The organism is Paraburkholderia sp. J69-1 (assembly GCF_905220255.1).
In the GTDB taxonomy this organism is placed as follows: Bacteria; Pseudomonadota; Gammaproteobacteria; order Burkholderiales; family Burkholderiaceae; genus Paraburkholderia.
Genome location: NZ_CAJMZG010000018.1, coordinates 96,598 through 113,544, shown reverse-complemented (window position 1 = coordinate 113,544; position 16,947 = coordinate 96,598). Strand labels below are relative to the sequence as shown.

The following is a 16,947-nucleotide window of genomic DNA, read 5'->3' as shown; positions in this document are numbered from 1 at the left end:
CCACCCTCACGCTGCGCCGGCGGATGCGGCAGACGCGGCCACGGGTGCCGAAGCCGATGCGGGCGTTGCGCCCTGATCGACGGTCTTGACGGTCTCGCCAGGCTGCACCTTCATGCCGCCTGCCACCACCACGCGATCGCCTGCCTGAAGGCCTTTTTCGATAATCCAGTTATCGTTGGTCACACCGCCCGTGGTGAGCTGGCGCGATTCGATCTTGTTCTGCGCGTTGACGACGTAAGCCGTCGCATTGCCCTTCTGGTCGTGCTGAACGGCGGCTTCGGGCAGCAGCACGGCCTGCTCGTTATAGCCTTCGTCGATACGCGCGCGCACGTACATGCCAGGCAGCAGCACGTTCTGCGGATTGTCGAACGTCGCACGCACCGTGACCGAACCGGTGGTCTGATCGACGGTGACATCGGAGAATTCGAGGTTGCCTTCGCCTTGATACGGCTGGCCGTCTTCCAGAATCAGTTGCACCTTCGCGGCGTGCGGGCCGGTCAGCGTGACCTTGCCTTCGGCGGCGGCGCGGCGCAGTTTCAGACCATCGACGCTCGATTGCGTGAGGTCCACATACACGTGATCGAGCTGCTGCACGGTGGCGAGTTCGGTCGCGCCGCTCGACTGCACATACGCGCCTGGCGTCACCGACGACTTGCCGATGCGGCCCGTGATCGGTGAATACACCGAGGTATAGCCGAGGTTGATCTTCGCGGTTTCGACGCTGGCGGCGTCGGCTTCCACATCGGCCTGCGCTTCGCCCGCCGATGCCACGGCGTTGTCGTAGTCCTGCTTGCTGACCGCGTTGGCCGCGACCAGCACCTTGTAACGATCGGCTTGCGCCTGCGCGGCGATCAGCGTGGCGCGCGCCTTGGCGAGTGTCGCCTTGGCGTTGTCGAGCGTGGCCTGATACGGCGCGGGATCGATCTGATAAAGCAGTTGCCCGGCCTTCACCTGGCTGCCTTCGACGAAGGTGCGCTTGAGCACGATGCCCGTCGCACGCGCCTGCACTTCGGCGACCAGATGCGCGCTCACGCGGCCCGGCAGTTCGACGGAAACAGGTACGGCGGTGGTCTGCACGCGCATCACGTTGACTTCGGGCGTGGCGGCGGCCGTGGATTGCGGCTTGTCCGAACAGGCGGCAAGACCGATGGTGGCGCACACGAGTGCGATGGCGCGGATGATGGGCGTTCCCGGTGTGATGGCGTGAATTCCTGAATGTCTTGTCATATTCGCTTGAGGCGCGGCGGGCTTGCGGCCCTGCTGGCTTACCAATCCCTTAAACATTGCTTCACGCGCAATGTACGCGGCAAAACAAAGCGCCGGGTTACGGTACAAACGCTCCGTAAGATTCACTAAGCAAACGCCGAAAACGGACTGATAAGATCGGCCCGACTTGATGCCCGGCATGCGTGTACGCCTTGTCAAAAGGGCTACGCGGCGGGGTCGGATTCCGGTTGCGTGCGCAGTTCAGGCACGTCACACGGACGATTTGAAGGGTTGTTTGATATGAGAAGGACGAGAGAGCAGTCGCTGGCATTGCGTAAAACGCTACTCGATTGCGCGGAGCAGATTTTCGCGCGCAAGGGCTTTGCGCAGACCACGCTCGACGAAATCGCCGCGAAAGCCGGCGTGACGCGTGGCGCGATTTACGTGCACTTCAAGAGCAAGGCCGAAGTGTTCGAAGCGCTGTTCGAGCGGCCCGATCTCACGCTCGCGCCCTTCGATCTGGGCTTGCGTCCCGCTTCTATCCGGCCGATGGCGTGGCTCGCGCAGGAGCTGCGCAGCAAGCTCAAACGCATGCTGGGCAACCGCTCGGCGCGCCGTCTTTACGGCATCGCGCTCGCCGATGCCGAATCGGTGCGTCGCAATGCCGCACTCGCCAAACGCATGGAAGCCGCGGTAGCGGTTGCCGAACTGAAAATCGCCGATGTGCTCGGCGATGCCGCGCGCTGCGGCGAGATCGACATGTCGCTGGATATGCCGGCGTCAGCGCGATTCATCTATGCAGCGCTCACCGGTTTCTTCTGCCGCCAGCTTGCGGGCGGCCAGCCCGGCGCCGACGATCTGCTCGTCGCGCGCGTGGTGGAAACGGTGCTCTGCTGCGTACAGCTCAGCACTCCCGATCATCTTTCCCAGCAGCCCGTGTACCGCCCGGGCATGACCGTTCAAGCCGCCTTGCGCGGATAGGGAAAACTCATCGTTACGACGAGGCCGCCTTGCGCGGCGTTGGACACGTCCATCGTGCCGTCGTGCTGACGCACGAGCCGGCGCACGATCGCAAGACCCAGCCCGCAATGCGCTTCGCCGCTGCGCGCCGCGTCGAGACGCACGAACGGCCGCTGCACGCGATGCAAGTCGTCTTCGGGCACGCCCGCGCCGTGATCGCGCACGCGCAGCACGTAACGGCCCTCTTCTTTTGACGTCGATACTTCCACGGGCGGCTCGCCATAAGTGAGCGCGTTTTCGATCAGATTCGACAGCATGCGGTCGAGATCGACGGCGGGCAACTGGAAGCCTTCGCCTGCACGCAGATCGAGTTTCACCAGCGCATCGTCGTCCTGTTGCGCGCCGTAATCGCGGCGGCAATGCTCGTCCACTCCCACGAAAGCCGACTGATTCACGCTCTCGCGCGCGAAGTCCAGAAACTGCGTGACGATGCGCGACATCGATTCGGTTTCGCGCAGCAAGGCGGCGCGGTCGGTGTCGGTGGTGAGCAGATCAGCGCGTAACTGCATGCGCGTAATAGGCGTGCGCAGATCGTGCGCGATGCCCGCCAGCATGACCGAGCGCTCGCGCTCCGCTTCCGCCAGTTCGCTCACCATATCGTTGAAATCGCTGGCGAGTTCGCGCAATTCGCGCGGCCCCGCTTCAGCCACACGATGCACGCCCCGGCCGATGCGATATTCGCGCGCCGCCCGCGCAAGCGAACGCACAGGCCGCTGCACCTGCCAGGCAAAAATCACCGCGACGATCACGGCGGCAATCAGTGTGAGCGCCGAAAAGCCCATGAAATGGCTGAGCGGCGGCATGAAGCCCGGCATCATGATCCAGTACGGCGCGTTCTGCCTGCGTATCCAGACGTTGCCGTTATCCGGCTCGACCACCACATGGCCGCCCGGCCCGAGTCGCGGCCGCAACGTCTCTTCCAGCGGCCCCGACGAATCCGTGCACGGCGCGGGGCAACCTTCGGCCACGGCATGCTCCGCGCTGACATAGCGGATGCCCAGCGTTTGCGCGACCTGGTCGGCGAGCACGGGATCACGCTCGCGCACCTGCGCGGCCACCATCATATTGTTGAGCGAGCGCTGCGCATCGATCTTCGCGCGCGCCTGATCGATCAGCAGCAGCGCCATGAAATGCACGGCCACGATCAGGCCCACCGTCATCAGCGAAAGACGGATGAACAGCGTGTCAAAGGTCCGCTTCATCGGCGTCGTCTTCGTCGGGAACAAACATGTAGCCGACGCCGCGCATGGTCTGCAGGCGGCGCGGGTTGGACGGATCGACTTCGATCAGACGACGCAGACGCCAGACCGGCACATCGATGCCGCGCTCGGTCACTTCGGCGCCCGGGCCGTGCAGCAGATCGAGCAGACGCGCGCGCGAGAGCGTTTCCATCGGGTGCTGGGCGAACACTTCGAGCATGGCGTATTCGGCGCCGGTCAGTTTGACCGGCTCGCCCTCGCGCAGCAGCGTGCGCGTGGCGAAGTTCAGCTCGAACGGACCAAAGCGGCACGGCGCGCGCCGCTCGGCGGGCGCGCCGCGGTCGGGATCGCCCTGGCGGCGCAGCACCGCGCGGATGCGCGCGAGCAGTTCCTGCGGCATAAACGGCTTGCCGAGGTAATCGTCTGCGCCCAGTTCGAGGCCGACCACGCGATCGGTGCCATCGGCGCGCGCCGTGAGCATGATGACGGGAATGCGGTCGCCGCGCCCGCGCAGTTCCTTGAGAGCCGTGAGGCCGTCGACGCCCGGCATCATCACGTCGAGAACGATGACCGAAGGCCGCTCGCGTTCGAGCCGGCGTTCGAGCTGCATTGCATCGTGCAGCACGGAAAATTCGATATTGCGTTGCTGGAAGAAGGCGCGCAGAAGATCGCGCAGCGCTTCGTCGTCGTCGACCAGCAGGACCTGGAATTCAGGATCGGACATCGGGTGCGCCTCCGGGGACGGCAAGGCAACGATCAACGTGCCGGCAAACGGGTTTCTGCTGAAAATTCAATGGCAAAGCGTGTCAGGCAAAAAGATGCGGCGCGTATGAAAACGACTATTTTGCCCTGGTCACGCCGATCACGACGCAATGAGCCGTTGCGCGCTCAAACGCAGCCCGTCGAACAGCCGTTCGGCCACGCGTGCGGGAAAGCCTTCGGGCAGGTTCGCGCCGACGGTTTCGATCACCTGGGGCGTGCGCGCCACGAGACGCTCGATGATCGGCGCGGCATCGGGGCCATAGTGGCAAAGCTGCGCGGTGGCGTCGAAATGGGCGCGCTTCACGTCGCGCATGCGGTAATGGCGGCTCTTGCCCCACACCGCCATCGCCAGCGTGGCCTTGTGCCACGACCACTGATTGCCGCCATCGCCTTCCACGGGCCAGATCGACATGACGTCGTAGAGCGGCGCGAGTTGAAACCGCCCGCCCGGCAGCAGACGCAGGCTGAAATTCTTCGCGTGGCCGTCGGGCGCGGCCATCATCCAGAAGGCGATCTGCGCGGCGAGAAAGGTTTCGATGTCCTCGCGCGCCGATTGCGACTGACGCAGCAGATCCGCAATCTCGCGCACGCCGGGGCCGCCCTGCGCTTCGTACTTGAAATGCGGCGCAACGCCCAGCGCCTGGCAAAAATCCTCCTGCGGCAGACGCAGCAGCGCGCCGCTGCGCGACACGGCGCGGTCGAAGCGCTCCACCGCCAGCACCTTCTGCGCGCCGAACGTGACGATGCGCGCGTTAGACACCGGCAATCCATACGCCTTGAGCACGGCCAGGCACAGCCACTCGTTTTCCACCGACGTATTGAAATCGACCTTGCGATGGCCGATAAAACCCAGCGGCAGCTTGAGAATGTGCGTGGTGGGCGTGGCGCCGTGCGGCAGCAGCCAGCGGCCGTCGTGATAAAGCAGCGCGGTCTTTTCCTGCGCGCCGGCCAGCGAAATGCGCAGCTCTTCTTCAGCGTCGCCTGCGCCTGGCAGCACCGCGCCGGATGTCTCCAGCAGCAGCCTTTCGATGGCGGCATCGTCGAGCGGCGTGCCGTCGATACGCGCGAGCGGCGCGGGCGTTTCGTCCTCGTCGAGCAGTTGGACCGCGCCCACGCAATCGCGCCCGATCGCCTTGAGCAGATCGAAGGCGTCGATGGATTCGGTGCGAAAGCGCGCGGCGATGCGCCGGCGGATCACCGCGCTATCGGGCAGCAGATTGTCGAAATAGTGATAGACGCGCGTGCCGCGCAAGGGCCGCTCGCCCAGGCCAAACGGCAGCGAAAGCGACAACGGGCGCCCTGCGTCCGAGGCTTTCCAGCCCGCGTCGTAGCGCAGTTCGGCGTCGCCGGAACCCGTTAGCGTCCACGTGCCGACGCGCTCGCCATTGGCCCAGATCGACAGGGTGCGCGAATGCGACTTGCGGCCCATCGCTTACCACTCCACGCGTTTTTCGCGCAGCTCGTATTCCGGGTCTTCGTCGTCGCGCGGCTGCACGCAGAGTTCGAGCTCGTAGAGCGCGAACAGCGCGAGCATCTGCTCCAGCGAGATGCTGGCCGTGCCAGTGGTTTCCAGCGCGGAAAGCCGCGGCTGGCCGATGCCGAGCGAAGCGGCGGCCTGCGTCTGGGTCAGGCCGCGTTCTTTTCTCGCCGATTGCAGAATCTCGGCAAGCCCGGCCGGCGTGTGGACGATGATCTTCATGCGATATTCCTGTGAAGCATAAAATTATTATATGCCTGTGGGCGATATTCACGCAATATCGCTGACACGCATAAACAGGAAATATCGCTATCGATGATATCGGAAAAAGCTGCCCGATCAGGCCAGCACCGCGGCCTCCCGGCGGAACGACGCGCCCGCATGGCGCTGCGGCAGCGTATCGCCTTCCTTGAACAGCTTCTGGCGCAGCGTGCCCTCTTCGTACGCCGTCTTGTAGATACCGCGATTCTGCAATTCGGGCACGATCAGATCGACGAAATCCTCGTAACTCTCGGGAGCCACCGTGCGGCTCAGATTGAAACCGTCCACATCGGCTTCGTCGACCCAGGCCTGAAGCTCGTCCGCGACCTGCGCCGGACTGCCGACGATGGCCGGATAGCGCCCGCCCAGCTCGAACATCTCCAGCAGCGCGCGACGCGTCCAGCCGTGCTGCTTCGCCGTGCGCGTGGCCGATTCGATCGCATTGCCGGGCGTGTAATCGACCGGCTCGTCCAGATCGTATTGCGCGTAGTCGATGCCCGTGCTCGCCGCGAAATGCGCGAGCCCCGCCTCGCGGCTCACGTAGCGCTGGTAATCCGCGAACTTTTCCTGCGCCTCGCGCTCAGTTGCGCCCGTGACCACCGCCGCGCCCACGAACACCTTCACATCGTCGGGACGCCGCCCTGCGCGCACCAGTTGCTCGCGCAGCGCGCGCACCGTCTCGCGCCCCACCGCGCGGTTGGGCGGCGAGATGAACACGCATTCGGCGTGACGCGCGGCAAAACGCTGCCCGCGCCCGGAACTGCCCGCCTGGAACAGCACCGGCGTGCGTTGCGGCGACGGCTCGGCCAGATGATAGCCATCGACCTTGTAATAGCGCCCCGCATGCTGCACGCGATGCACCTTCGCCGGGTCCGCATAGACGCGCGCGGCCTTGTCGCGCCGCACGGCATCGGCTTCCCAACTGCCTTCCCAGAGCTTGTAGAGCACGTCGAGATATTCGTCGGCGCGCTCGTAGCGCTCGTCGTGCGGCAACTGTCCGGCCACGCCCATCGCACGCGCCGCGCTGTCGAGATAGCCCGTGACGATATTCCAGCCGATGCGCCCTTGCGTCAGATGATCGAGCGTGGAAAAACGCCGCGCCAGCAGATACGGCGCCTCATAAGTGAGATTGACCGTCACGCCGAAACCCAGATGCTGCGTGACCGCCGCCATCGCCGGCACGAGCAGCGTGGGATCGTTCACAGGCAACTGGATCGACTCGCGCAGCGTCACATCGACATTGCGCTGATACACATCGTAGACACCGACGATATCGGCCAGAAACAGCCCGTCGAACAGACCGCGTTCGAGCGTGCGCGCGAGATCGGTCCAGTAAGCGATCTTGCGGTAATCCGCCGAACGGTCGCGCGGATGCGTCCACAAACCGTGATTGATATGGCTCACGCAATTCATGTTGAACGCGTTGAGCAGAATGGGCTTCTTGCGGGTTTGCGGCATTACAAGGCTCCGTGGCGCGGCGGCAGCGCATCGTTCAGATAGAAATTGCCGATCGCGTGATACTTCCAGCGCACCGGATCATGCAGCGTGTGCGTGCGCGCGTTGCGCCAGAAACGGTCGAGCCCGAGGCCGTCGAGCGTGGCCGCCGTGCCCGCGAGTTCGAACAGACGCGAACCGGCGTCGAGCGCAATCGTCGTGGTGAGCGCACGGGCTTCGGCGACGGCGATCGAGGCTTCGGCGACCGATTGCTCGCCCGGCGCGGCCTGGGCCGCATCCACATAGCGGCCCGCGCGACGCACCAGCGCCTCGGCGGCACTCAGGCGCGCGTAAAGATCGCCGAATTGCGCAATCGTGAGCGGATCATCCGCGGCGCGCTCGACCCTGGCGTCGATCCACGGGCGCGAGCGTTCGCGCACGAAACGCAGCGCCGCGTCGAACGCGCCGCGCGCCTGACCGAGATCGATGGCCGCATGAATGATCTGCGCAAGCGGGCCGATGGTGGTCGCACGCTCGAACGACGTCTGGAATGGCACAATCCATTGCGGCTCCACGCGCACGCCGTCGAACTGCACCGAGCCGCTGCCGGTAACACGCTGGCCGAAACCGTCCCAGTCGTCGGTAATCGTCACGCCTTGAGCGGAGCGCGGCACGAACACGAGATAGGTCACATCGCGTCCGTCCTCTTCGCGCACGACGAGCGTGGGAATCCAGTGCGCGTAGAGCGCGCCGGTGCAATAGAACTTGCGGCCATCGATACGCCAGCCCTGCGCGTCGCGCGAAAGCCGCGTGCGGCGCAGAAAATCCTTATGACCGATTTCGGCGAGTGCATTGCCAAAGCGCTCGCCTGCGAGTACGCGCCCGTAGAAGAACCGCTGTTGCTCCACGCTGCCGCCCACGCGCAGCACTTCGAGCGCGTAGAAATGATTCTGCGGAATCTGGCCGAGCGAACCGTCCGCTGCGGCGATGGTGGCCGTGACTTCGGCCAGCGTGCCGTTTCGCACGCCAGGGCCGCCGAATTCGCGCGGCACCGTAATCGTCCAGAGACCGCTGGCCACGAAGGCATCGAGTTCGGCCCAGGGCAGACGGCGTTGGCGATCGCGTAGCGCGGCTTCCTGCGCAAAGGCATTCGCCAGGCGCTGCGCCGCCTCGATCGCCTGCGCATCGCTTTCGATGCGTGCGGGCGTTTGCGCAGCGTGTTCGTCATCGCGCTCCAGGAGCGCGGCAGAGATATCGACATTCATGCGTCTATTCCCGATCTATTCCCGATCTTTCGCCGCTCAATTCCACGAATGTCGCGCAGGCAGCGCGTCATTCAGGTGATAGTTGCCCAGCAGATGCAGTTTCCAGCGCACAGGGTCGTGCAGCGTATGAGTGCGCGCGTTGCGCCAATGGCGGTCGAGGTTGTGCGCCGCACGCGTGGCCGATGATCCCGCGAGTTCGAAGAGCTTTTCGCTCGCTTCCAGCGCGATGCGCGTAGTCAGCACTTTCGCCGCGGCAACCGCCACCGAAGCACGCGCGCTGCCTTGCTCGCTCAGGCCATTGCCAAACGCTTCCACGGCCAGCGCATCAAGCGTGCGGCCCGCATCGAGCAGCACTTCGCGTGCGGCGTGCAGGTCGATCTGCAGACGGCCGATATCGGCGATGATGTAGGGATCGTCGGCCGCGCGGGCGACGCCCGAATCCATCCACGGCCGCGCGCGATCACGCACGAATGCAATGGCATCGGCCACGGCGGCTTCGGCGATACCTTGATCGATCGCCGCCTGAATGATCTGAGAAGTCGGGCCGAACAGGCCGGGTTTGTCGGCGAGTTGCCAGAGCGGCAACACGTCCTGTGGATCGATCGCGACATTGTCGAAACGTACCGTGCCGCTCGCAGTCGTTCGCTGTCCGAAGGAACTCCAGTCGTCAATGACGGTGAGACCAGCTGCATCGTGCGGCACCCAGACCTGCACGGCGCGACCTTCATCGTCGATGGCGCGCGTGGGGACGCGATGCGCGAACAGCGCGCCCGTCGAATAGAAACGCTCGCCGTTCAGGCGCAGGCCGTCCGGCGTCGATGAGAGACGCGTCGCGCCTTGCAGGATGGTGGGCGAAGCGGCCGAGCGGCGTTCGGGTCCGGCATTGCCGAATCGATGCCCCGCCAGCGCCTGCGCATAGAAGCGCGCTTTCTGCGCAGGCGAGCCGCTTTCGCGCAACAGGCCCAGCACGCCAAAGTGATTCTGCGGAATCTGGCCGAAAGCGGGATCGGCAGCGCAAAGCAGCACGAACACTTCGGCAAGCGTGGCATACGAGACTTCCGCACCGCCATATTCACGCGGCACGGTCATCGCACCCAGCCCGCTTTCGGACCAGCGCTCGAGTTCGTCCCACGGCAGCGCACGCTCGCGGTCGCGTTGCGAAGCGCCTGGCGCGGCGAATCGCGCAAGTTCGCGAGCCGCTTCGAGTGCTTCGGCATCGTTCGCAATACGCCGCACGCGGCGCGGATCGGGAAGCCGCGGCACACGCGCTGCGGCATTGGAAAATTCACTAGTGGGCATGGCGAATCGACTGATTTTGAATGGCGTCCCGCCTGCATGTTGCGCGGGTCATGCCAAACATTTGAACAGCGCGAACGCCAATCCCCTACCAGTTTTTCCGCGATTGCATATGACGAAACCGGCTATGCGCGCGCGTGGCGCCGCAAGCATGGGGAACAAAAACAGGGATATCGTCGATGCGGAGCGCACCCGCCTTAGCACGCCACGTAAAGTGCTTATCACGATCCCTGCGATAAACAACGCGCGCGAAATTGTTTGGTAATGATGCACTTGCACCCTAGCATCGCCCCATCATTCACCACGTCACGGTCGCACAATCATGAACAAGAACAAGAGAACACTGCTGGCAACGGGGCTGGCTTCGATCGCGCTGATCGCGGGCGCCGCGCTCGTGCCGTTCGGCCAGACGGCTGCAGCCGCTCAACATACGGTGCGCGTGGGCATCATGTCGGGCGAGGATGAAGACGTGTGGCGCGTGGTTGCCGCCAATGCCGCGCAGCATGGCATCGACGTCAAGGTGACGACGTTCTCCGATTACACCCAGCCCAACGAAGCGCTTTCGCAGCACGATCTGGACGCCAATTCGTTCCAGCACAAGCCGTATCTGGACGCGCAGATTGCCGCGCGCCACTACACGATCGTGCCTGTGGGCTTCACCTATGTGCAGCCTATCGGTCTGTATTCGCGCAAGCATCCTTCGGTCGCGGCATTGCCGACAGGCGCGTCGATCGGCGTGCCGAACGACCCGAGCAATGAAGGCCGCGCGCTGTTGCTGCTGCAATCGTATGGACTGATCAAACTGCGCGACAACGTCGGCCTTCTGCCGACCGCGCGCGATATCGCAAGCAATCCGAAACAACTGAAGATCAAGGAACTCGATGCGGGCATCGTCGGCCGTGCGATTGGCGATCTGGACGCCGCCGTGGTCAATACCGACTGGGCGGTCAAGGCGGGTATCCGCATTCCGCAGGAACGTATTGCGCAGGAGAAAGTGGACGGCAGCCCGTATCGCAACTTTATCGCCGTGAACGAGAAAGACGCCAATGCGCCCTGGGTGCGCGATCTCGTGGCCAGCTATCAGCAGGCTAACGTGGCGGCAAAGATCAACGCGGTGTATCACGGCACCACGTTGCCCGCCTGGAACGGCGCGCCGCAGCAGTAAAGCAAACTTTGGCGGCGGGGTCCGGCCGCTTAAAACCGTTTCATGACCAACGCGGTGTTGGCGCGGCTCGAGCCCGCCAACACCCGCATCACCTCCCCGCGCATCACGCCCTCCTTTCCTCGTGTCGCCTCCCAAGCCGGTATCGGTTTTTCGTCCTACACTACGGAGTCGCCACCGCAACCGACAGGAAAGGAGTACCGCCATGAGCGCGAAACCCGTCAAGATTCCCGGCCCGGATCATCCGATCACAATCGAGCGCAATCCGGCGCGGATCGTCGTGAAAGTGGCGGGCCAGACCATCGCGGATACGCGCCACGCCCTGACGCTGCGCGAAGCGAACTACCCGGGCGTGCTCTACATCCCGCGCGACGACGCCGATATGACGCTGCTCTCGCGTACCGATCACACCACCTACTGCCCTTATAAGGGCGACTGTTCTTATTACACGATCAATCCGGGCGGCGACCGCTCGATCAACGCGGTCTGGACTTACGAAACGCCGTACGAAGCTGTCGCGCAGATCAAGGATCATCTGGCGTTCTATCCGGATCGCGTGGATTCGATCGAGGAACTTTAGGGCGTCTGGCCGCTTCCATTGTCCTGCAAGGTCTTCCGGAGAAATTCATGCAAGCCATCAAGCTGATCGCGCCCGCCGGGCTCGACAACCTCAAGCTCGTCGACATTGCCGCGCCCGGCGAACCCAGATCTGGCGAAATTCGTGTGCGCGTGCACGCCAGTTCGCTCAACTATCACGATCTGGGCGTGGTGCTCGGCCGCATGGGCGCCGCCGGTGGCCGGATTCCGATGTCGGATGGCGCGGGAGTCGTGGAAGCGGTCGGCCCGTGCGTAAGCGAATTCGCCGTGGGCGATCACGTGGTATCGACCTTCTTCCCGACCTGGATCGACGGCGCGCCCACGATTCCCGACTTTTCCACCACGCCCGGCGACGGCGTGGACGGCTATGCGCGCGAAGCCGTGGTCGCGCCAGCCACGGCCTTCACGCGCAGCCCGCGCGGCTACACCCATGCCGAAGCGGCCACGCTCACGACCGCGGGTTTGACCGCCTGGCGCGCGCTGGTGGTGGACGGCGCGATCAAGGCGGGCGCAACTGTGCTGGTGCTCGGCACGGGCGGCGTGTCGATCTTCGCGCTGCAGTTCGCCAAGGCGATGGGCGCGACGGTCATCGCCACCTCTTCCTCCGACGACAAGCTCGAACGCGCGAAGCAACTGGGCGCGGACCACGTGATCAACTACAAGCGCGAGCCGCAATGGTCGCGCCAGGTGCTGGAGTACACGAACGGTCTGGGTGTCGATCATGTCGTGGAAGTGGGTGGCCCTGGCACGCTCGAGCAATCGATTCTGGCGACGCGCGTGGGCGGTCATATTGCGTTGATCGGCGTGCTCACCGGCATCGAAGGCCAGGTGCCGACGGGCACGATGATGCGCCGCCAGCAGCGCCTGCAAGGCTTGATCGTCGGCAGCCGCCAGCACCAGATCGATCTCGTGCGCGCCATCGACGCGACGGGCGTCAAGCCCGTGATCGACCGCTCGTTCCCGCTCGAAGGGATTGGCGACGCGTTCCGCCTGCAACAGGCTGGCGGACACTTCGGCAAAATCGTTCTGGAATACTGATCGATCAATCGCACGCGTGCGAACGATACGAACCCTCCGAACCATCCGAACCGCGCGCGAATTGTTCACGATAGGCGGCCGGGCTTGTCAGCGCGATACGGCGGAAGTGCCGCCGCAACGACTCTTCCGAGCCGAAGCCCGATAGATCCGCCACGCGCTCCATCGGCAGATCGGGCCGCGATTCGAGCAGATCGCGCGCGATACTCACGCGCTCGCGCACAACCCACGCATACGGACCCATACCGGTTGCATCGAGGAATTGCCGCTGCAGCGTGCGCGCGCTCATCGCGGCCTGCGCCGCCAGCGAGGCGACGCTATGGTCCAGACGCGGATTCGCCCGCACCCAGTCCATCAGTCTGGCCAGCGGACTGGCTTCGTCACGCGGCATCGGCCGGGGGACGAATTGCGCCTGCCCGCCCTCGCGATGCGGCGGCACGACCAGGCGCTGCGCGACACGGTTAGCGACCGCGCCGCCGTGGTCGCGGCGCACCAGATGCAGCAGCATGTCGATACCGGCCGCCGAACCGGCTGAAGTCAGCAACTGGCCTTCGTCGATATAAAGCGCGTCGGGCTCCACGTGCAGCGCGGGATAACGCTGCTGCAAACACTCGGCGTAACGCCAGTGCGTGGTCACGCGTTTGCCGTCCAGCACACCGGCGGCCGCCAGCACGAACACGCCCGAACAGATCGAACACAGCCGCGCGCCGCGCGCATAAGCGCTGCGTATCTTCTTGAGCAGCGCTTCGGGCGGCCGTTCGTCCGGGTCGCGCCAGCCCGGTATCACGATGGTTTGCGCGCGGTCGAGCATCGCCAGCGTGTAAGGCGCGGACACGGTGATGCCGCCCGCCGCGCGCAGCGGACCGCGTTCGGCAGCGCAAACGGCGAATCGATACCAGTCGACGTCAAGCTCGGGACGTTCGAGCGCGAACAACTCCGTCACGCAGCCGAATTCGAACGTGCAAAGACGGTCGTAGGCAAGCGCGACAACAAGATGAGCGGATGAGCGGGAAAAATCGGCCATGGCGCGATGTTACCGGAGATTGGCAATCGCGCCACTGTCGCCGGCCATGCGGGAAAGCGAAAATGACAGTCATCGACACCCCAACAAGGAAGCGCGCATGTCATCCGTATCCGAAGTCCCCGCCGCCGCCAGCCCAGAGGCTCTCGCCCATTTCAGCGCCTCGCTGGCCTACGAAACCGATTGCTCCGACGTCCACGCGGCGCTCACCGGCAGCGCGCCGCCCGATTTCGTGCTGCTCGACGTGCGCGGCCCGGCACTGTTCGAACGCGGCCATGTCCCCGGCGCGGTCAACCTGCCGCACGGGAAGATCGTCGAATCGAAGCTCGCCGCTTATCCACCCGAAACGCTTTTCGTCACCTACTGCGCAGGGCCGCATTGCAATGGCGCCGCGCGTGGCGCGATCCGGCTTGCGCGGCTCGGGCGCCCGGTCAAGATCATGACGGGCGGCATCACGGGCTGGCTGGATGAGGCATTTGAGTTGAGCGGGAATGCGCAGGCGGCCAGGTCCGGCGCTACCAATTCAGCCACGGCAACCACTGGCTAGTCGCGGGAAAATCGCCCTGCTTTGCCAGCAAACCCGCGATGCGACCAGGGCGCCTGTTGATGCAGCGGCGCCTTTGCCAAGAACCGGCACGCGCGCCATCGCTCGCGATATCAGACCATACCGTGACGACGCTTCACCACTCCGGCTTCGTCCGAGCGCAGTGACGAAAGCCATGAGAGCACCGCGGGAGCGCTGGCAGATTGGCTGCAGATTCCTGCGGCAAAAACCGTTTCCCGCTGGATTTCGGCAGGAAGCTCACCGACGATGCTAATGCCATCGACGTTGATCAGCTCGCTGAGTTGCTGAAACCCGAGTTCGACCTCGCCCGTGGTCAAAAGACTGGCGACCGGCACCCCTGCGGGCGCACGAACAAGCCGCGGCGTGACTTGCTCTGCGATACCCCAGCGCTCGAGTAGCGTCATCAGATGGGTGCCGCTCGGCCCCGTCGAATAGCCAATCGCCCTGGCGTTCTCAACGGCCCGTCGCACCGCGTCCTCGCTACCGAGTTCGGGACGGATCGCACCAGCAACAACCGCGATGGCGACGCCGGACTGTGCAACGTCAACGAGCGTAGCCGCGTCGATAAAGCCAGCGTCCGCCAGGCGCAGCATGGCATCTTTTGCCAGCACCGCGAAGTCGAACGACTCGCCGTTTTCCAGTCGCCGGGCCGCTTCGACACCGCCGACCGATTCGATCGACACCACCTGGCCCGTTCGCGCGCGATAGCTCGCGGCGAGTTCACCCAGGACATGTCTCGTCGCCATGGACGAAATCCCGGCAATCCCGCTTGTGTCGTTCGCTAGCGTCATGTTTGCGGCCCTCGGCTTTCTAGTCGATATAGCGCAAACCGAGCTTTTCGAGCGGTTCGCGCATTTTGTACATATCGAGACCGAGCACGCCCGATGCCAGCTTCAAGCGCTTCTCTTCCTCGAACGATTCCCGCGCAGCGGCCTTATCGAGCGTCTCCACTGCTTTCTGCGAGGGAACGACAACCACGCCATCGTTATCCGCGACGATCACGTCGCCCGGATTCACGAGCGCGCCCGCGCACACCACGGGAATATTGACCGAGCCGAGCGTCGCCTTGATGCAGCCTTTCGCGGACACAGCCTTACTCCACACCGGAAAGCCCATTTCCTGCAGCACGCTGATATCGCGCACGCCGCCGTCGATGATCAGCGCACGCGCGCCGCGCGCCTTGAAGCTTGTGGCAAGCAGATCGCCGAAGTAACCGTCGGTGCATTCGGCCGTGATGGCCGCAACCACGATGTCGCCGGGCTGAATCTGTTCGGCGGCCACGTGCATCATCCAGTTGTCGCCGGGATGCAGCAGCACCGTCACGGCAGTGCCGCTCACCGGCGCACCCGCGTAGATCGGACGCATATACGGCTTCATCAGGCCGACACGGCCCATGGCTTCGTGCACCGTCGCGCTGCCGAGCGCGCCGAGTTCGTCGGCCGCGCGGCGGTCTGCGCGCGCAATGTTGCGATAAACCACTCCGAGTTCAGTCATGATCAACGTCCTTGTGCCTTGAGGGTGGCGTCGAGGCGCGAATACACGCGACGCGCATTGCCTTCGTAAATCTTGTAGCGCTGGTCCGGGTTCATGTCCGCGGCTTCCACGTAGCGCTTCGTATCGTCGAAATAGTGGCCGGTTTGCGGATCGATGCCGCGCACCGCGCCGATCATTTCGCTCGCGAACAGAATGTTGTCGACCGGAATCACCTTCGTGAGCAGATCGATGCCCGGCTGGTGATACACGCAGGTGTCGAAGAAAATGTTCTTGAGCAGATGCTCTTCGAGCAGCGGCTTCTTCATTTCCTGCGCAAGACCGCGGAAACGGCCCCAGTGATACGGCACCGCGCCGCCGCCGTGCGGAATCACGAACTTCAGCGTGGGGAAGTCGCGGAACAGATCCGACGTGAGGCATTGCATGAACGCCGTGGTGTCGGCGTTCAGATAGTGCGCGCCCGTGGTGTGGAAGCACGCATTGCAGCTCGTGCTCACGTGCACCATCGCCGGAATGTCGTACTCGACCATCTTTTCGTAGATCGGATACCACGAGCGGTCGGAGAGCGGCGGGCTCGTCCAGTGGCCGCCCGACGGATCGGGATTCAGATTGATCGCGACATTGCCGTACTGCTCCACGCACTTCACGAGTTCAGGAATGCAGGTGGCGACATCCACGCCGGGGCTTTGCGGCAGCATTGCAGCCGGAATGAAATGCTCCGGGAACAGCTCGCTCACGCGGTAGCAAAGCTCGTTGCAGATCGCGGCCCACGTGGCGGACACTTCGAAATCGCCGATGTGGTGCGCCATGAAGCTGGCGCGCGGGCTGAACACCGTGAGGTCGAGACCGCGCTCGCGCATCAGGCGCAGCTGGTTCTGCTCGATCGACTCGCGCAGCTCGTCGTCGCTGATCTTCAGCTCGGACACAGCGGGCATTTCCGCAGGGCTATTGATACCTGCAATCTGACGGTTGCGCCACGCTTCGAGTGCCTTGGGGGCGGTCGTGTAGTGGCCGTGGATGTCGATGATCATCGTTACCTTCCGGGTGCGCGGATTCGACGTGGTGCACGGACTTCAGCCGTTGCACGGCGCCGATCGGGAATGAGAGTGGGCAAAGCTTTCGGTACATGCGTCATAACCGGTACCGCAAGTATCGC

General features: G+C 64.3%; 17 protein-coding genes. 5 read left to right on the top strand and 12 right to left on the bottom strand.

Annotation, left to right across the window (positions count from 1 at the left end; genetic code table 11):
• Positions 1 to 6: 6 nt before the first annotated feature.
• Positions 7 to 1,227 carry an efflux RND transporter periplasmic adaptor subunit gene (locus U5A67_RS28500; RefSeq protein WP_321816905.1) on the bottom strand — a complete coding sequence of 407 codons (1,221 nt, stop codon included), beginning with the start codon at positions 1,225 to 1,227 and terminating at the stop codon, positions 7 to 9.
• 279 nt (positions 1,228 to 1,506) lie between these two features.
• Between U5A67_RS28500 and U5A67_RS28495 the strand changes: the two genes are divergently transcribed.
• On the top strand, positions 1,507 to 2,187 hold the full coding sequence (locus tag U5A67_RS28495) for a TetR/AcrR family transcriptional regulator (RefSeq protein ID WP_321816904.1): 681 nt from the start codon (positions 1,507 to 1,509) through the stop codon (positions 2,185 to 2,187).
• Here the strand turns inward: U5A67_RS28495 and U5A67_RS28490 are convergent.
• The 7 genes from U5A67_RS28490 to U5A67_RS28460 all read right to left on the bottom strand — a co-directional run bounded on the left by U5A67_RS28490 (position 2,166) and on the right by U5A67_RS28460 (position 9,923).
• The gene (locus tag U5A67_RS28490) at positions 2,166 to 3,428 is read right to left on the bottom strand and encodes an ATP-binding protein (protein ID WP_321816903.1); all 1,263 of its coding nucleotides are present in this window, start codon (positions 3,426 to 3,428) and stop codon (positions 2,166 to 2,168) included. The two genes, U5A67_RS28495 and U5A67_RS28490, sit on opposite strands and share 22 nt — an antisense overlap.
• Entirely contained in the window at positions 3,412 to 4,149 is a 738-nt protein-coding gene (locus U5A67_RS28485) for a response regulator (protein WP_205985243.1), read from the bottom strand. Before U5A67_RS28485 ends, U5A67_RS28490 begins: the two co-directional genes overlap by 17 nt.
• 138 nt (positions 4,150 to 4,287) lie before the next feature.
• Complete coding sequence (locus U5A67_RS28480) at positions 4,288 to 5,616, bottom strand: type II toxin-antitoxin system HipA family toxin (protein ID WP_321816902.1); 1,329 nt, start codon at positions 5,614 to 5,616, stop codon at positions 4,288 to 4,290.
• A 3-nt stretch (positions 5,617 to 5,619) separates the two neighbouring features.
• Entirely contained in the window at positions 5,620 to 5,886 is a 267-nt protein-coding gene (locus U5A67_RS28475) for a helix-turn-helix domain-containing protein (RefSeq protein ID WP_205985245.1), read from the bottom strand.
• A 117-nt stretch (positions 5,887 to 6,003) separates the two neighbouring features.
• The gene (locus tag U5A67_RS28470; RefSeq protein WP_321816901.1) at positions 6,004 to 7,383 is read right to left on the bottom strand and encodes an LLM class flavin-dependent oxidoreductase; all 1,380 of its coding nucleotides are present in this window, start codon (positions 7,381 to 7,383) and stop codon (positions 6,004 to 6,006) included.
• Complete coding sequence (locus tag U5A67_RS28465; RefSeq protein ID WP_321816900.1) at positions 7,383 to 8,624, bottom strand: SfnB family sulfur acquisition oxidoreductase; 1,242 nt, start codon at positions 8,622 to 8,624, stop codon at positions 7,383 to 7,385. Before U5A67_RS28465 ends, U5A67_RS28470 begins: the two co-directional genes overlap by 1 nt.
• 36 nt (positions 8,625 to 8,660) lie before the next feature.
• Entirely contained in the window at positions 8,661 to 9,923 is a 1,263-nt protein-coding gene (locus U5A67_RS28460; RefSeq protein ID WP_321816899.1) for an SfnB family sulfur acquisition oxidoreductase, read from the bottom strand.
• Positions 9,924 to 10,242: 319 nt separating this feature from the next.
• On the opposite strand from U5A67_RS28460, the gene U5A67_RS28455 reads away from it, so the two are divergent.
• The 3 genes from U5A67_RS28455 (at position 10,243) to U5A67_RS28445 (ending at position 12,717) form a co-directional block, all read left to right on the top strand.
• The gene (locus U5A67_RS28455; protein WP_205985249.1) at positions 10,243 to 11,085 is read left to right on the top strand and encodes a MetQ/NlpA family ABC transporter substrate-binding protein; all 843 of its coding nucleotides are present in this window, start codon (positions 10,243 to 10,245) and stop codon (positions 11,083 to 11,085) included.
• A gap of 202 nt (positions 11,086 to 11,287) precedes the next feature.
• Positions 11,288 to 11,662 (top strand): DUF427 domain-containing protein, encoded by a 375-nt coding sequence (locus tag U5A67_RS28450; protein ID WP_321816898.1) that lies wholly within the window; start codon positions 11,288 to 11,290, stop codon positions 11,660 to 11,662.
• Positions 11,663 to 11,709: 47 nt separating this feature from the next.
• Positions 11,710 to 12,717: an NAD(P)-dependent alcohol dehydrogenase gene (locus U5A67_RS28445; RefSeq protein ID WP_321816897.1), complete on the top strand. Its 1,008-nt coding sequence runs from the start codon at positions 11,710 to 11,712 to the stop codon at positions 12,715 to 12,717.
• Between the two features lie 4 nt (positions 12,718 to 12,721).
• On the opposite strand, the gene ftrA is transcribed toward U5A67_RS28445, so the two are convergent.
• Positions 12,722 to 13,738 (bottom strand): transcriptional regulator FtrA, encoded by a 1,017-nt coding sequence (gene ftrA, locus U5A67_RS28440; protein WP_321816896.1) that lies wholly within the window; start codon positions 13,736 to 13,738, stop codon positions 12,722 to 12,724.
• A gap of 97 nt (positions 13,739 to 13,835) precedes the next feature.
• On the opposite strand from ftrA, the gene U5A67_RS28435 reads away from it, so the two are divergent.
• Positions 13,836 to 14,282 (top strand): rhodanese-like domain-containing protein, encoded by a 447-nt coding sequence (locus tag U5A67_RS28435; RefSeq protein ID WP_321816895.1) that lies wholly within the window; start codon positions 13,836 to 13,838, stop codon positions 14,280 to 14,282.
• Between the two features lie 110 nt (positions 14,283 to 14,392).
• Here the strand turns inward: U5A67_RS28435 and U5A67_RS28430 are convergent, their stop codons facing one another.
• The 3 genes from U5A67_RS28430 to U5A67_RS28420 form a co-directional block, all read right to left on the bottom strand.
• Positions 14,393 to 15,046 carry a substrate-binding domain-containing protein gene (locus U5A67_RS28430; RefSeq protein WP_321816894.1) on the bottom strand — a complete coding sequence of 218 codons (654 nt, stop codon included), beginning with the start codon at positions 15,044 to 15,046 and terminating at the stop codon, positions 14,393 to 14,395.
• A gap of 64 nt (positions 15,047 to 15,110) precedes the next feature.
• Entirely contained in the window at positions 15,111 to 15,794 is a 684-nt protein-coding gene (gene ligK / locus U5A67_RS28425; RefSeq protein ID WP_321816893.1) for a 4-carboxy-4-hydroxy-2-oxoadipate aldolase/oxaloacetate decarboxylase, read from the bottom strand.
• Positions 15,795 to 15,796: 2 nt separating this feature from the next.
• Positions 15,797 to 16,822 carry an amidohydrolase family protein gene (locus tag U5A67_RS28420; protein WP_321816892.1) on the bottom strand — a complete coding sequence of 342 codons (1,026 nt, stop codon included), beginning with the start codon at positions 16,820 to 16,822 and terminating at the stop codon, positions 15,797 to 15,799.
• Between the last annotated feature and the right edge of the window lie 125 nt (positions 16,823 to 16,947).

Bases quoted from the DNA above. Each gene is read 5' to 3' on its own strand.
- ftrA (WP_321816896.1), bottom strand. From the start codon at position 13,738: ATGGCCGATTTTTCCCGCTCATCCGCTCATCTTGTTGTCGCGCTTGCC.
- U5A67_RS28470 (WP_321816901.1), bottom strand. From the start codon at position 7,383: ATGCCGCAAACCCGCAAGAAGCCCATTCTGCTCAACGCGTTCAACATG.
- U5A67_RS28460 (WP_321816899.1), bottom strand. From the start codon at position 9,923: ATGCCCACTAGTGAATTTTCCAATGCCGCAGCGCGTGTGCCGCGGCTT.
- U5A67_RS28450 (WP_321816898.1), top strand. From the start codon at position 11,288: ATGAGCGCGAAACCCGTCAAGATTCCCGGCCCGGATCATCCGATCACA.
- ligK (WP_321816893.1), bottom strand. From the start codon at position 15,794: ATGACTGAACTCGGAGTGGTTTATCGCAACATTGCGCGCGCAGACCGC.
- U5A67_RS28420 (WP_321816892.1), bottom strand. From the start codon at position 16,822: ATGATCATCGACATCCACGGCCACTACACGACCGCCCCCAAGGCACTC.
- U5A67_RS28495 (WP_321816904.1), top strand. From the start codon at position 1,507: ATGAGAAGGACGAGAGAGCAGTCGCTGGCATTGCGTAAAACGCTACTC.
- U5A67_RS28475 (WP_205985245.1), bottom strand. From the start codon at position 5,886: ATGAAGATCATCGTCCACACGCCGGCCGGGCTTGCCGAGATTCTGCAA.
- U5A67_RS28490 (WP_321816903.1), bottom strand. From the start codon at position 3,428: ATGAAGCGGACCTTTGACACGCTGTTCATCCGTCTTTCGCTGATGACG.
- U5A67_RS28455 (WP_205985249.1), top strand. From the start codon at position 10,243: ATGAACAAGAACAAGAGAACACTGCTGGCAACGGGGCTGGCTTCGATC.
- U5A67_RS28435 (WP_321816895.1), top strand. From the start codon at position 13,836: ATGTCATCCGTATCCGAAGTCCCCGCCGCCGCCAGCCCAGAGGCTCTC.
- U5A67_RS28465 (WP_321816900.1), bottom strand. From the start codon at position 8,624: ATGAATGTCGATATCTCTGCCGCGCTCCTGGAGCGCGATGACGAACAC.
- U5A67_RS28445 (WP_321816897.1), top strand. From the start codon at position 11,710: ATGCAAGCCATCAAGCTGATCGCGCCCGCCGGGCTCGACAACCTCAAG.
- U5A67_RS28485 (WP_205985243.1), bottom strand. From the start codon at position 4,149: ATGTCCGATCCTGAATTCCAGGTCCTGCTGGTCGACGACGACGAAGCG.
- U5A67_RS28430 (WP_321816894.1), bottom strand. From the start codon at position 15,046: ATGGCGACGAGACATGTCCTGGGTGAACTCGCCGCGAGCTATCGCGCG.
- U5A67_RS28480 (WP_321816902.1), bottom strand. From the start codon at position 5,616: ATGGGCCGCAAGTCGCATTCGCGCACCCTGTCGATCTGGGCCAATGGC.
- U5A67_RS28500 (WP_321816905.1), bottom strand. From the start codon at position 1,227: ATGACAAGACATTCAGGAATTCACGCCATCACACCGGGAACGCCCATC.